We start from the raw sequence: 13,622 nt of genomic DNA, 5'->3' as shown, positions 1-13,622 counted from the left end.
TAGTTCTGACCTGTGGCTATCTTCGAAGGCATCGATATTATGCACATTGGAACTCTTCATGACATAACGCCGAGTGACTAATCCCAGAGGAGTAGTTGTGTGGATATCGCATTGCACGGCGGCGCCTGGCACGAGTCACTGGGAAAGTTGCTCGAAGCGCTGGACCGGCCGTTCTTCTGGCGGATCATGGCGCAGACCCTCGGCCAGTTCGCCCCCGTCGACAATTGGGCGGCCCTGATATTCAGCGACTCCAGCCCCTTGATTCTTTCCTTCATGGAAGAGGAGATAGAAGAAATCGAGCCGGACCCGCTGATCAGTCGATATATAACCGGACTCTATCTGCAAGATCCTTTCTACCAGGTATCCAGAAACTGTCGGCGCGGCGGGCTTTTTCATCTTGCGGATATCGTCTCCGAAGATTTCGAAACGACCGAGTATTACAATGCGTACTTTGCGCATTATGTGGTGACGGACGAAGTTCAATATAACGTCCCGCTGGATGGTGAAAGAACCCTATGCCTGTCGTTGGGCAGCGAGAGCCGCTTCGGTGCCGAGCAGATCGCGCTGTTCGAGCTGCTTCGCCCGTGGGTCATCGCGCTGATGAAAAAACGCATCCACTTCGAGGATGCGGTCAGGGAGGAGGCGAAACCGATCGCAGCGGCGGAGGTGGAAGTCCAGCCCTGGAGAGGGTTGATATCGCCGCTGACCGCGCGGGAGTCGGATGTCATCCGGCTGATGCTGGATGGATACTCGAACAAGGAAATAGCGGATCGGCTGACGCTGTCGATCGCCACTATCAAGGTGCATCGCCGGCACATCTACGCGAAGCTGAACGTGAAGTCCCACTCCGAGATATTCGCGCTGTTGATCAACCCGCCCGCGCCGCGGCTCGCCGACGCACGCTAGTGCGCCGCCTGCGGAGGAACCCGGGCGCATAAGGTTATGCGAAATTCATATTGCCCGACGCTGAAAAAGCCGGCGTCGGATTGCACTCATGGGCGAATTCCATCCAGGACGATTCGACCATGCCCGATGTACGTCTTTCCTCTCGTTCGTTGACCCCCGTGCTCTGTGCGGTGGGGCTCGCCTGCGCGCTGCAGGGCGAGGTGCAGGCCGCCGACGGTGGGCCGCGCGACGCGGCCACGGCGCCCCGGGTATTCGACATAGCGCCCGGCGAACTGGCCGAGGTGTTGTTGAACATCGTGCGCCAGGGACACGTGCCTATCGCCTTCGACCAGCGCCTGGTGGCGGGGTTGCGCGGACCGGATATCCGCGGCCGGCTCAGTGTCGAGGACGCCTTGCGGCGTGCCCTGGCCGGCAGCGGGCTGGTATACGCGCAGGACGAAAGCGGTGCCTTCGTCCTGCGCGGCGGACAGGCGCCTGTGCAGGAGACGCGAGGTGCGGCGGCGGCACCGACCTTGTCCACCGTGGTGGTCACCGGCACGCGCAAGAGCGATGTGAAGGCGCAGGACAGCCTGAGCCCGATCGACGTGGTCAGCGCTACCCAGCTACGTAGCAGCGGCGCGGTCGACCTGCGCGATGCACTGGTCAAACTGCTGCCCTCGCTGACCCGCCAGGCCCAGCCGTTCAACGCCTCGGCGTTGACCCACACGCAGTCGCTGCGCGGGCTGAGCCCCAACCATGTGCTGGTGCTGGTGAACGGCAAGCGTCGCCACGAAACGGCCAATCTCAATATCAGCGGGGGGCTGGAGAAGGGCTCCACCGGCGTCGATCTGGACACCATCCCGATCAACGCCATCGAGCGGGTCGAGGTGCTGCGCGACGGTGCTTCGGCACAGTATGGTTCGGACGCCATCGCCGGGGTGATCAACGTCATCCTCAAGTCCGCCGACCACGGCGGGTCGGCGGCCGCTGACGTCGGGCAGACCGGCGACGGCGACGGCTTCACCCATGGCGGCGGGGGGAACATCGGACTGGCCTTCGGCGATAGCGGCTTCGTCAACCTCACCGCCGAATATCGCGAGCAGGAGCGCACGATGCGCAGCGGCATCGATGAGCGCACCGGTCGGCGCGACAACATTTCCATGGGCGATCCCGCGTTCCACCGGCAATCGTTGGCGCTCAACTCCGGTTTCGGGTTGGGCGACGATATCGAGGTGTACGGCTTCGGCACCTATACCCGGCGCAAGGCCTCCTCGGCGGCCAACTATCGCCTGGCCTCGGTGGCGCCGACGCTGTATCCGGACGGCTTCACGCCGCGCCCGAACAGCGACGAGGATGACTATGCGTTCCTCGCCGGGGTGCGCGGCGAGCGTCTGCTGGATGCCTGGCACTGGGACCTGAGCAGTGGCTACGGCGCCGACCGTCCCGATATCGGCATGACCCAGTCGGTGAACGCGGCGATCTACCGTGAAACCGGCAACAGCCCGAGAAGCTTCGACCTGGCGCGCTACCGCAACAGCCAATGGACCAGCAACCTGGACCTGGGGCGGGAATTCCAACTGGATTTCCTCGCCGCCCCGCTGGCGCTGTCGCTGGGCGCGGAATACCGGCGGGAAACCTACCGCATCGACGCCGGCGACCCGGCGTCCTACTACAGCGGCGGGGCGGAATCCCTGGCTGGCCTCTCGCCGCTCAGCGAGGGGCAATGGTCGCGGCACGCCTGGGCGTCCTACCTGGACCTGGGTACCTCCCTGACCCCGGCCTGGGAGGTCGACGTGGCGGTGCGCCACGAGAAATTCAGCGACTTCGGCAGCACCACCAACGGCAAGTTCGCCACCCGTTACCAGTTCGATCCGCGGGTGGCGCTGCGCGCCAGCGTAAGCAGCGGGTTCCGCGCGCCGTCCCTGGTCCAGGAGCACTACACCGGCCTCAGCGTCGGCCCGACCATCGCCCTCGGCCTGCTGGCGGCCAACTCGCCGGCAGCGAAGATGCTCGGCGCCGACGAACTGCAACCGGAGAAGTCGACCAGCTTCAACCTTGGCCTGGTACTCAACCCTTGGGAAAACGTCGGGCTGAACATCGACGCCTACCAGATCAGCATCCGCGACCGCATTGTCGACAGCGCCACCTATTCCGGCCAGGAAGCCATCGATGCCCTAGCTGCGGCGGGGATCTCGTTGCCGGCCAGCGCCAGTACGGTCAGTACCCATTACCTGGCCAACGGTGCCGACACCCGCACCCGCGGTGTCGACATCACCGGTCACTACCTCGTCGCGCTTGGCGAGTACGGGCAGGTCGACTGGGAACTGTCGGCCAACTTCAACCGCACCACCTTGCGCAAGAACCATCGAGGCGCCAACGGCGAGCCGCTGCTCAATGCCCAGCAGGTCGCCTGGATCACCAGCTCCACCCCGCGCAGCCAGGTTTCCCTCGGCGGCACCTGGAGCCGCCAGGACTGGGAGGTCAGCCTGCGCCTGACGCGCTACGGCCGGACCAGCTCGGAACTCGACTACACGGTAGGGCCGGACGCCTGGTCGACGGAGAAATTCAACCATTTCGTCAACGACCCGAAGTACATCACCGACATCGCCGCGCGCTACCGGCTCAGCGCCGACCTGACGCTGACCGCCGGCGCCGACAACCTGTTCGACGTCCGTCCGGACAAGCTGCCCGCGCAGAACACCACCTATGGCGACGTGCTGCGCTACGACACCTATGCCTCGCAGATCGGCTTCAACGGCGCCTTCTACTACCTGCGCGCGGCCTACCGCTTCTAGAGGGCCAGGCGTGGCGCAACGAGAATTTTCCGCGACCAGCGGCGGCGTGCTGCTGGCGTCGGTGGTGGCGATCATGCTCGGGCCCACCGGCATCCTGCTGAACACCTTCAGTCTGTTCATCGCACCGATGAGCGCCGAGTACGCCTGGGACCGCGCCGAGGTGTCGTTGCTGGTGACGCTGTTCGGACTGGCGGTCGCCATCACCAGCCCGCTCAAGGGCTGGCTGATCGACCGTTGGGGCGCGCGGCGGACAATGCTCGGGCTGACCGCGGCCCTGTCGCTGCCGCTGCTCGGCCTGGCAGCGGTGAATGCCGTCTGGCAACTCTACGCGCTGTTTCTGCTGATCGGCCTGCTGGCGCCAGGCAACCTGCCTTACGGACGTATCCTCGGACTCTGGTTCCGCCAACGCCTGGGCGTGGCCTACGGCCTGCTCGGCCTGGGCTTCGGGGTGGGCGGGCCGCTGGGCCTGCTGGTCGGCCACCAGAGCCTCGAAGCGTGGGGCTGGCGCGGCGCTTTCCTGGTCTACGGCGTGCTCGAACTGGGCCTGGCGCTGCCGCTGCTGGCCTGGCTGTTCCGCGAGCCAGCGCCGGGCGCTGGCGTGGCCGCCGGCACGGCCGTAGCGGAAACCGCGCTGAGCGGATCGACGGCGCCCCAGGCCTGGCGCAGCGCCAGTTTCTGGCTGGTGCTGGGCAACCAGGTGCTGGCGGTGTTCGTGATGTCCGGGATCATGACCCATGGTGTGCCGATGCTGGTGGAGCGCGGTTTGTCCCGGGGCGAGGCGGGCACCGCGCTGTCGGCGTTGTGGGTCGGCATGATGCTGTCGCAGCCGCTGATGGGCTGGCTTCTCGACCGCGTGGCGACGCCGCGGGTGGCGTTGCCCTTCGCCCTGGCGGCGGTGCTCGGCATGGCCTGGTTCCTGGTGGGCGACACACCGAGCGGTCTATGGCTGGCGGTGTTCCTGGTCGGCCTGGGCGGAGGAGGGGAAAGCGGCACCACCAAGTACCTGTTGATGCGCTACTTCGGCCTGCGCAGCTTCGGTGTGATCTACGGTTCGATCCAGCCGTTCACCTTCGCCCTGTCGATCAGTCTCGGCGCTTACCTGCTGGGCTGGCTGTACGACCGCGCCGAAGGCTACGGGACGGCCGAATGGGTGCTGCTCGCGGCTTTTTCCCTGGCTGCGTGCAGCCTGTTCGCCTTTCGCCCCTATCCGCAGAAATTGCCCTGAGGGGAATCATACCGGCTAGCGTTCGCCCTGGCGCCGCGCGGTCTTGCCGCCGATGCGGGTCTGGCGATAGTCGTTGGCGCACTGTCCCGTCCAGCGGCGGAAGGCGTGGCGAAAACTGGAGGTATCCATGTAGCCCAGCCTCTCGGCGACTTCCTCGATGCGCAGTCGCTCGTCCCGCAGCAGTTGGCGCGCCCTGTCGTGGCGGACCAGGTCGAGCACTTCCCGGTAGTTGGTGCCCTCGTCGGCGAGCCGTCGGCGCAGCGTCCGCTCGGTGACCTTCAATTGCCGGGCGACCCAGGCGATGCTCGGGTAGCGGTCCTGCAGCACCTCCAGCAGTGCCACGATGCGTTGGCGGTAGCCGCCCATCTCGCGGGTGACGCGGGTGTTGAAAGCCTTGCTGCCGAGCGCCAGCGAGGCCTGGAACACGGCGGAGTTGGCAGTGGCGATCTCGGCCTCGAGCAATTCCTCGGGGAGGGTGAAGGTGATGCCTTCGCCGGCGAAATACACCGGCACCCGGAAATACTCCTCGTATGCCCGCACGTCGCCGTTCCTTTCCGGGAGGCGCAGGCGGACCAGTTCCAGATCGCCCAGCAGCAGGTCGCGGAACACCGCGTAGGCGGCCGACGCCAGGACGTTGGCGTGGTACAACCGGGCCGACTGCGGCCAGTCCGGCTTGTCCTGCAGGTCGATATCCACATCCACGGTGTCGCAACTGGAACGTCTTACCGCGATCCCGCGGATGTCCTTGCGGAACAGCAGCATGTTGGTCTTGATCAGTTGCAAGGCTTCGCCCACGGTGCCGGCACTCTGCAGCGCCAGCCCGGCGACGCCATAGTCGGAAAGGCGGTAGTGCTCCCCCAGGCTCAGGCCTTCCAGGGGGGAGCGCCCGTTCAGCACGATCCACTCGTAGAGCGCTTCGCTGGGCAGGCGCGGCTCGGCAGCCGAACCCTGGCGCATGTCCGGAGGCGTGATGCGTTGCACGGCGAGGTAGTTGTTGAGTGGTCGCCACTCGAAATCGTACTGGATGTTTTCGGACGGGCTCATCGGTTACCTCTTGCACGCGATGCTATCGCCCTGAAGGCGTCAGGGCTTCGTTATTCCATGCGGATGTCGTTTCGGTTGATTTTCGTACGCTGGGCTTCCGGCAATCACTACCTTGCGTAAGGGGTTGACAGGAGCGGGGTCTGCGTATAGCCGCGCCTCCGCGACGCCGTGCCGATCGGTCGTGCATGCTCGCCGTGGCCCGGCCGAACGCTGCCGTCCCGGCCACTCTCGCCGGGGTGGCTGCGCCTGGATGATCGTCGTGGGCGATGGTGGCGCGGGCCGATCGCCGTGAGCTTCAAGCGCCATCGCCGTTTGCCGGCGCTCGGGAGGCTGCTGGCCAAGGAAAACCGTAGCGCCGCGGCGGGCGGCTGCTAGCGGGGATTTCCGGCCACGCGTGCCGTGCCCGGGCCACGCTTGCCTTCCCGGCGCGCCGGACTTCCGGTGGCCTGGAGGACAGGAAAAGCGAGCGGCGAGGTGTCGGCGAGCAGGGTCAACTCGATCTTCTGATAGGGTCGGTGGGCTGTCCGGGGCGGCTAGGATGGACATTTTCATCGTCTCGGGCAGGCCTGTCGCGACCGCGCGAAGTCGCGACGGATGCCGCTGCTAAGGAGCAACGGATGACCGTTCTTATCCAGGGGGCCGGGATCGCCGGCCTGGCGCTGGCGCGCGAATTCACCAAGGCAGGCATCGACTGGCTGTTGGTCGAGCGGGCCAGCGAGATCAGGCCCATCGGTACCGGCATCACCCTGGCGAGCAATGCGTTGACGGCGTTGTCCAGCACCCTGGATCTCGACCGGCTGTTCCGCCGTGGCATGCCGTTGGCCGGCATCAACGTATACGCCCACGACGGTTCGATGCTGATGTCGATGCCTTCCAGCCTGGGTGGGAATTCCCGCGGCGGCCTGGCGTTGCAGCGCCACGAACTGCATGCGGCGCTACTGGAGGGGCTGGATGAGTCGCGCATTCGGGTCGGGGTCTCCATCGTGCAGATCCTCGACGGACTCGACCACGAACGCGTGACCCTGAGCGACGGCACTGTCCACGACTGTTCGCTGGTGGTCGGTGCGGATGGCATTCGTTCGAGCGTGCGACGTTATGTCTGGCCGGAGGCGACCTTGCGTCATTCCGGCGAAACCTGCTGGCGCCTGGTCGTTCCCCATCGGCTGGAGGACGCCGAGCTGGCGGGAGAGGTCTGGGGGCACGGCAAGCGCCTCGGCTTCATCCAGATCAGCCCGCGCGAGATGTATGTCTACGCGACCCTGAAGGTGCGCCGGGAGGAGCCCGAGGACGAGGAGGGCTTCGTCACCCCGCAACGGCTGGCCGCCCACTACGCGGACTTCGACGGCATCGGCGCGAGCATCGCCCGGCTCATACCGAGCGCCACCACGCTGGTGCACAACGACCTCGAGGAGTTGGCCGGCGCCTCCTGGTGCCGCGGACGGGTAGTGCTGATCGGTGACGCCGCACACGCCATGACGCCGAACCTGGGGCAGGGCGCGGCCATGGCCCTGGAGGACGCCTTCTTGCTGGCGCGCCTGTGGTGTCTGGCGCCGCGCGCCGAGACGCTGATCCTGTTCCAGCAGCAACGCGAGGCGCGGATCGAGTTCATCAGGAAGCAATCCTGGATCGTCGGCCGCCTTGGTCAATGGGAATCGCCCTGGAGCGTCTGGCTGAGGAATACCCTCGTTCGCCTGGTGCCGAATGCCAGTCGCAGGCGCCTGCACCAGCGTCTTTTCACCGGTGTCGGTGAGATGGCCGCGCAGTAGCCGCCGGTGCCAGTGGCGTCTTGGTCGCCTGTTTTCGACTTCGGCGATGGTCGCTATGGAGAAGTCCCGGGCAACCAGGGCGCTTGCGCTTTACCAGGCCCGGCGTCGCTGGGCTCTCCACAGGTTCGCCGGTTTTTGCTGCGATCCGGTCTGCCGCTCGCCGGGGGCTGGCGGTATACTTCGCAGCGCCCGTTCGATGCCGTCGAATGATGTTTCCATGACGCTTGATTTATGACGCCTTTGCGCCAAGCTAGGTCATGGGATGGCTTTCTGTTAAGGTTGCCGAAATCTCCTGGGGGCCCGTGTGGGCGGTTGTCTGCTAATGCGCGACGAGGTGCAGCGTGATTAAGGTGCTGGTGGTCGACGACCACGATCTGGTACGCACCGGTATTACCCGCATGCTGGCCGACATCGAAGGCTTGCAAGTGGTCGGCCAGGCCGACTGCGGTGAAGACTGTCTGAAACTGGCCCGCGAACTGAAGCCGGATGTCGTCCTGATGGACGTGAAGATGCCCGGTATCGGCGGCCTGGAGGCAACCCGCAAGCTGCTGCGCAGCCAGCCCGACATCAAGGTCGTGGTAGTCACCGTCTGCGAAGAGGATCCGTTCCCCACCCGCCTCATGCAGGCCGGCGCCGCCGGCTACATGACCAAGGGCGCGGGGCTGGAGGAAATGGTCCAGGCGATTCGCCAGGTCTTCGCCGGCCAGCGCTATATCAGCCCGCAGATCGCCCAGCAACTGGCGCTGAAGTCCTTCCAGCCGCAGCAGCACGATTCCCCCTTCGATTCGCTGTCCGAGCGCGAGATCCAGATCGCCCTGATGATCGCCAACTGCCACAAGGTGCAGAGCATCTCCGACAAGCTGTGCCTGTCGCCGAAGACCGTGAATACCTATCGCTACCGCATCTTCGAGAAGCTCTCGATCACCAGCGACGTGGAACTGGCGCTGCTCGCCGTCCGCCACGGCATGGTCGATGCCGCCAGCTAGATGAGCGCCGTTTTCGACGCGAGCGCCTTCCTCGCTACCTGTAGCAATCGTCCGGGCGTCTACCGCATGTTCGATGCGGACGCCAAGCTTCTCTACGTGGGCAAGGCGAAGAGCCTGAAGAAGCGCCTGGCCAGCTATTTCCGCAAGTCCGGCCTGGCGCCGAAGACCGCTGCGCTGGTGGCGCGCATCGCCCAGGTGGAAACCACCATCACCGCCAATGAAACCGAGGCGTTGCTGCTGGAGCAGACGCTGATCAAGGAGTGGCGGCCGCCCTACAACATCCTGCTGCGGGACGACAAGTCCTATCCCTTCGTGTTCCTCTCCAGCGAGGATGAGTATCCGCGGCTGTCCCTGCACCGCGGCGCGAAGAAGCGCAAGGGGCGTTACTTCGGTCCTTATCCGAGCGCGGGAGCGATCCGCGAGAGCCTCAACCTGCTGCAGAAGGCGTTTCTCGTCCGCCAGTGCGAGGACAGCTATTTCCGCAACCGTACGCGGCCCTGCCTGCAATACCAGATCAAGCGCTGCAAGGGGCCCTGCGTGGGACTGGTCAGTCCTGAGGAGTACGCCGAGGACGTGCGCCACTCGGTGATGTTCCTCGAAGGAAGGAGCAACGCGCTGGCCGACGAGCTGAACGTCGGCATGGAGCAGGCGGCGATGCGCCTGGACTTCGAGAAGGCGGCGGAGTTGCGCGACCAGGTGGCGATCCTGCGGCGGGTCCAGGACCAGCAGAGCATGGAAGGTGGCAACGGCGACGTCGACATCGTCGCCGCCATCGTCACCCCTGGCGGCGCTTGCGTACACCTGATCAGCGTACGCGGCGGGCGGGTGCTGGGCAGCAAGAACTTCTTCCCGCAGGTCGCGATCGAGGAGGAGGTGGGCGAAGTGCTGCTGGCGTTCCTTGGCCAGTACTATCTCAGCCACCAGGAGCGCGACCTGCCGGCGGAGTTGATCGTCAACGTGACGCACGAGGATTTCCCGGTGCTGGTTTCGGCGATCGCCGAAGCGCGAGGCCGCGAACTGGAGATCAGCTACCGGGTGCGTGGTACCCGCGCCCGCTGGCAGCAACTGGCGGTGACCAACGCCGAACAGGCCCTGGGCGCACGCCTGGCCAACCGCCAGCATGTGGCGGCACGCTTCGAAGCCCTTGCCGAGGCGCTCGACCTGGCGGAGCCGCCGCAACGCCTGGAGTGCTTCGATATCAGTCACTCCAGCGGCGAGGCTACCGTGGCTTCCTGCGTGGTGTTCGGCCCGGAAGGGCCGCTGAAGTCGGACTATCGCCGCTACAACATCGAAGGCGTCACGGCCGGCGACGACTACGCGGCGATGCACCAGGCGCTGACCCGCCGCTTCAGTCGCCTGAAGGACGGCGAGGGGAAGATGCCCGACATTCTCCTGGTGGATGGCGGCAAGGGGCAATTGGCCATGGCCCAGGAGGTGCTCCAGGAACTGGCGGTCGCCGGTCTGATCCTGCTCGGCGTGGCCAAGGGCGTGACCCGCAAGCCGGGGCTGGAAACCCTCTACCTGAACGATGCCTCCCACGAGTTCACCCTACCGGCCGATTCGCCGGCGCTGCACCTGATCCAGCAGATACGTGACGAAGCGCACCGTTTCGCCATCACCGGCCACCGTGCGCGGCGCGGCAAGGCACGGCGGACGTCGACGCTGGAGGATGTCCCCGGCGTCGGCCCGAAACGTCGGCGTGACCTGCTCAAGTATTTCGGCGGGTTGCAGGAATTGTCGCGGGCGAGTATCGATGAACTGGCCAAAGCCCCCGGTATCAGTAAAAAGCTTGCCGAGCAGATTTATGCCGTCCTGCACAGCGAGTAGAATGCCGGCTCACCTCGCAGCCTAGATGGTCCGATGAATATCCCCAATCTGCTCACGTTACTGCGCGTCCTGCTCATTCCGATCTTCATTCTGCTGTTCTATCTGCCGACGTCCTGGAGCTACCTGACCGCCAGTGCCGTGTTCGCCCTGGCCGCCGCCACCGACTGGCTGGACGGCTACCTCGCCCGGCGCCTCGGCCAGAGCACGCCGTTCGGCGCCTTCCTCGACCCGGTCGCGGACAAGCTGATGGTGGCGGTTGCGCTGGTCCTGCTGGTGGAAGAGCACGCCAACCTGTGGCTGACCCTGCCGGCGGTGATCATCATCGGCCGCGAGATCGTGGTTTCCGCCTTGCGTGAGTGGATGGCCGAACTGGGGGCGAGGGCGCAGGTCGCGGTGTCCAACCTGGGCAAGTGGAAGACCGCGGCGCAGATGCTGGCGCTGGTCATTCTCCTGGCGAATCCGCCGCTGATGACCTTCTGGGTGATTCTCGGCTACGTGCTGCTGATCATCTCCGCGGCGCTGACCCTGTGGTCCATGGTGCACTACCTGCTGGCCGCGTGGCCGCATCTGTCGACCACCCCGAAAGAGAAATAAACTTTTTTGAATCAAGGAGTTGACACGGCGCCGCGATGCTATAGAATGGCGCCCGTCACCAAGACGATGCGGGAATAGCTCAGTTGGTAGAGCACGACCTTGCCAAGGTCGGGGTCGCGAGTTCGAGTCTCGTTTCCCGCTCCAGATATAGATCCACAGGCTTGCCTGTAGATCATTGAAAAAAGGGCCTCAGGGCCCTTTTTTCGTTTCGGCGGGTTCCATCGGCCCGGCATCGGCCAGCATCTTCTAGTCCATTCTTTAGTGCATCAGTGCTGGGCGGCGGCTACAGATCGTCTATCCCTTGATCCGCGCAATAGAGCATTGAGCATGGTGCGTTGCCATTCGGCATTCGAAGGGCACCGGCAAGGTCCATATAGTCTTGGTCATCGATGGCCTTTCCCAGGCTGTTTCGCCCGAGGATGGCAAGAGCCGGCATTTCCCACTATCGCTGGAAGGACAAGCAAAAGGTGCTTGGTCGGGCAGCTATCCTGAAGTCGCTCTCAAAGAGGCTCGCAGCCGATGCGTCGTGTCCGCGAATTGATCGCATGCGCTCGGCTCTTGCGAGCAACGGACACAGGAGTGCCGGGAAGCCCGGTGTGTGGAAGGGGCGCCTTCTCGAAGATACATCTACCGAGTCATCGGAATGCCCTGTCGCATCGACGACCCGGCATTGGGTCGGTTCCCGCGATTTGACCCGTTCATGCGGTCGATGAGTTACGCGCAGAGCGAGCCCCCTTATCTCTAGGTATTCAACTTAGGCGGAGCCGACGGGGAGGCGCTCATTCCGGAAGCTGGTGGGCATCGGCGTCGCCTCATCGATGCGTTGGTTGTACCGCAGTGTGGGCCGGGTTCGGTTCGACCGACCGGTTCTGCTGGGTTAGTTGTACTCCAGGATGTAGGTCAAAATGGAGTCAGCTTTACCCGCGGTGATTTTTCCGCCAGTGGCGACATAGCGAGCCGATCCCACAAAGCGGTACATCTCCGTCCCTGCACCGCTGGCCAGCCAGTCCAGGGGCAGGGCCCTGGCTTGGGTGAATGGCAATGCCGCTCCCTTACTGGACGTCAACGAAATGCCGACTCCTTGGGCTACACCGGCTTCTCCTCTGCCTGTGAGGTTCAACAGGCCATCCTGGATCGAGTTGCCTTCAAAGTAGACCTTCACAGGAGGTTTGACACTCGGATTGAGCCCTTCGCACACAACATCCAGTGAAAAGCCATGATCTGGCACAGCCCCTCTTTTGATGTCATACGCCGTTGGGCGCCCCATGTTGACGTCAATGGTCGACTTTTGTGTGCTGCACGTGGTGAAGAAAGCGTTATGTTCAAGCGTTGCGCGAAGGTTATATCCCTCTATGGTGAATTCAGCCCTGGATGGATTTGTGTAGTTGGTATCGATGAAAAAATTGGTTGAGTAGTTAAAAGGGGTGATGTCTCCCTTTCCTACTCCCATTGCGGTTCGGATGAAATCAACTACGAGAACAGTGGGCATATAGCGCATGGTGCCGATGTTGCCCGTGGGGTAGGTGGCGGGAGCTGCTGTCGGTTCGGTCCAGTTATAGCGTGCTCGGTGTCCAATTCTGATACCGACCCCTGGCACTCCAGACTCATAGAGGCCATTTCCATCTATTGGAATGAGGGTCGTTTTGGGAGCTGTAAAACCGAATTGTCCGGGCTTTCCGTCACTTCCGCACCACGCCCAGCCACCTAGAGTTTCTCCTGAGCCGACTTGCACGGTCATTGTTCCCATCGATTTACCGATCGGTGCGTGCTTCAAGGTGAAAACGGATTGGAGGCTCTGTATCGGCAGGGGGGTCTTGGTAGGTAGTTCAGGCTTGCCGCAATAGGCCACCGAGGAGAGCGACCAAAGGCATCCAGCGGTCGATATACCAATGCAGAAGAGTAGCTTGACGTGTGCGGGGGCTGGCTTTTTCACGGGAACCCTTGAACTCGTAGGATGATTTGCTCACGCTGATTATTCCATCCCTGGTCTTTCAACTGAGACAGGACCGGTCCGGGGGGCTTGTATGAAATTTCTTAACTTTCTGATTGGAAGTAACGCTGGAATCTGATCCTCTCAACCAGCCATAACACTTGAGGTTGCGCAGGTCTCTGGCGGGAATGCTTGCCAGGCGTAGTGCCTCGCATCCTGTCGGCGGATTCATCGCAAGGCGGTCTTCCTGCGATGCTATGGGGCAGGAGCTGCGGCCGCAGGATGAAGCGTTCGTGGAGCGGCTTCGGGAAAAGCCGTGGCGCGGAAGGCTGGGAAAGGAACTCATGGGAAGGGCCACGCAATGGCTGCCTGGCGTTCCTCGACTGTGCCTGCCTGTCCTGTCTCGAAGACTAGTCCTTAATTCAGTCCATCGATCCGAGGTGAGTGCAAGGCTCTCCTTTGGAGTCAGTATCATGGAGGCTCGTTTCCCGCTCCAGGATATCGATATGCAGATTTCACCAAGTTCTGCAGAACCTCGAAAAGGATCGAGAGGCCCTTTTTTCGTATCAG

General features: G+C 63.7%; 9 protein-coding genes and 1 tRNA gene. 8 read left to right on the top strand and 2 right to left on the bottom strand.

From position 1 onward, the window contains the following. Positions 1-99 precede the first annotated feature (99 nt). From vqsR to FOC67_RS13535, 3 genes are all read left to right on the top strand, one after another. Positions 100-906, top strand: coding sequence for a transcriptional regulator VqsR (vqsR, locus tag FOC67_RS13545; RefSeq protein ID WP_009314107.1), 807 nt, complete (start codon positions 100-102; stop codon positions 904-906). Positions 907-1,025: 119 nt separating this feature from the next. Next, a complete protein-coding gene (locus FOC67_RS13540) occupies positions 1,026-3,680 on the top strand; it encodes a TonB-dependent receptor (RefSeq protein ID WP_009314108.1) in 2,655 nt (884 codons plus the stop codon). A 10-nt stretch (positions 3,681-3,690) separates the two neighbouring features. Then, positions 3,691-4,905 carry an MFS transporter gene (locus FOC67_RS13535; protein ID WP_003108786.1) on the top strand — a complete coding sequence of 405 codons (1,215 nt, stop codon included), beginning with the start codon at positions 3,691-3,693 and terminating at the stop codon, positions 4,903-4,905. Positions 4,906-4,920: 15 nt separating this feature from the next. On the opposite strand, the gene FOC67_RS13530 is transcribed toward FOC67_RS13535, so the two are convergent. After that, the gene (locus FOC67_RS13530) at positions 4,921-5,949 is read right to left on the bottom strand and encodes an AraC family transcriptional regulator (RefSeq protein ID WP_009314109.1); all 1,029 of its coding nucleotides are present in this window, start codon (positions 5,947-5,949) and stop codon (positions 4,921-4,923) included. A gap of 617 nt (positions 5,950-6,566) precedes the next feature. Here FOC67_RS13530 and pqsH point away from each other — a divergent pair. The 5 genes from pqsH (at position 6,567) to FOC67_RS13505 (ending at position 11,266) form a co-directional block, all read left to right on the top strand. Then, positions 6,567-7,715, top strand: a complete 1,149-nt coding sequence (pqsH, locus tag FOC67_RS13525; RefSeq protein ID WP_003090354.1) for a 2-heptyl-3-hydroxy-4(1H)-quinolone synthase — start codon at positions 6,567-6,569, stop codon at positions 7,713-7,715. 341 nt (positions 7,716-8,056) lie between these two features. Beyond that, positions 8,057-8,701, top strand: coding sequence for a UvrY/SirA/GacA family response regulator transcription factor (uvrY, locus tag FOC67_RS13520; protein ID WP_003090351.1), 645 nt, complete (start codon positions 8,057-8,059; stop codon positions 8,699-8,701). Then, positions 8,702-10,528, top strand: a complete 1,827-nt coding sequence (gene uvrC, locus FOC67_RS13515) for an excinuclease ABC subunit UvrC (protein WP_003090350.1) — start codon at positions 8,702-8,704, stop codon at positions 10,526-10,528. Positions 10,529-10,561: 33 nt separating this feature from the next. Continuing rightward, positions 10,562-11,122 carry a CDP-diacylglycerol--glycerol-3-phosphate 3-phosphatidyltransferase gene (gene pgsA, locus FOC67_RS13510; protein WP_003090349.1) on the top strand — a complete coding sequence of 187 codons (561 nt, stop codon included), beginning with the start codon at positions 10,562-10,564 and terminating at the stop codon, positions 11,120-11,122. A gap of 68 nt (positions 11,123-11,190) precedes the next feature. Next, positions 11,191-11,266 (top strand) — tRNA-Gly (locus tag FOC67_RS13505). 733 nt (positions 11,267-11,999) lie between these two features. On the opposite strand, the gene FOC67_RS13500 is transcribed toward FOC67_RS13505, so the two are convergent. Further along, on the bottom strand, positions 12,000-12,860 hold the full coding sequence (locus tag FOC67_RS13500) for a fimbrial protein (protein WP_223677416.1): 861 nt from the start codon (positions 12,858-12,860) through the stop codon (positions 12,000-12,002). Positions 12,861-13,622 lie beyond the last annotated feature (762 nt).

The sequence above is a fragment of the Pseudomonas sp. FDAARGOS_761 genome, from assembly GCF_013343155.1.
Classification (GTDB): Bacteria; Pseudomonadota; Gammaproteobacteria; order Pseudomonadales; family Pseudomonadaceae; genus Pseudomonas; species Pseudomonas aeruginosa.
This window is presented reverse-complemented; position numbering and strand designations above follow the sequence as displayed.

Bases quoted from the DNA above. Each gene is read 5' to 3' on its own strand.
- FOC67_RS13540 (WP_009314108.1), top strand. From the start codon at position 1,026: ATGCCCGATGTACGTCTTTCCTCTCGTTCGTTGACCCCCGTGCTCTGT.
- FOC67_RS13530 (WP_009314109.1), bottom strand. From the start codon at position 5,949: ATGAGCCCGTCCGAAAACATCCAGTACGATTTCGAGTGGCGACCACTC.
- pqsH (WP_003090354.1), top strand. From the start codon at position 6,567: ATGACCGTTCTTATCCAGGGGGCCGGGATCGCCGGCCTGGCGCTGGCG.
- uvrC (WP_003090350.1), top strand. From the start codon at position 8,702: ATGAGCGCCGTTTTCGACGCGAGCGCCTTCCTCGCTACCTGTAGCAAT.
- pgsA (WP_003090349.1), top strand. From the start codon at position 10,562: ATGAATATCCCCAATCTGCTCACGTTACTGCGCGTCCTGCTCATTCCG.
- FOC67_RS13500 (WP_223677416.1), bottom strand. From the start codon at position 12,860: ATGACCGTGCAAGTCGGCTCAGGAGAAACTCTAGGTGGCTGGGCGTGG.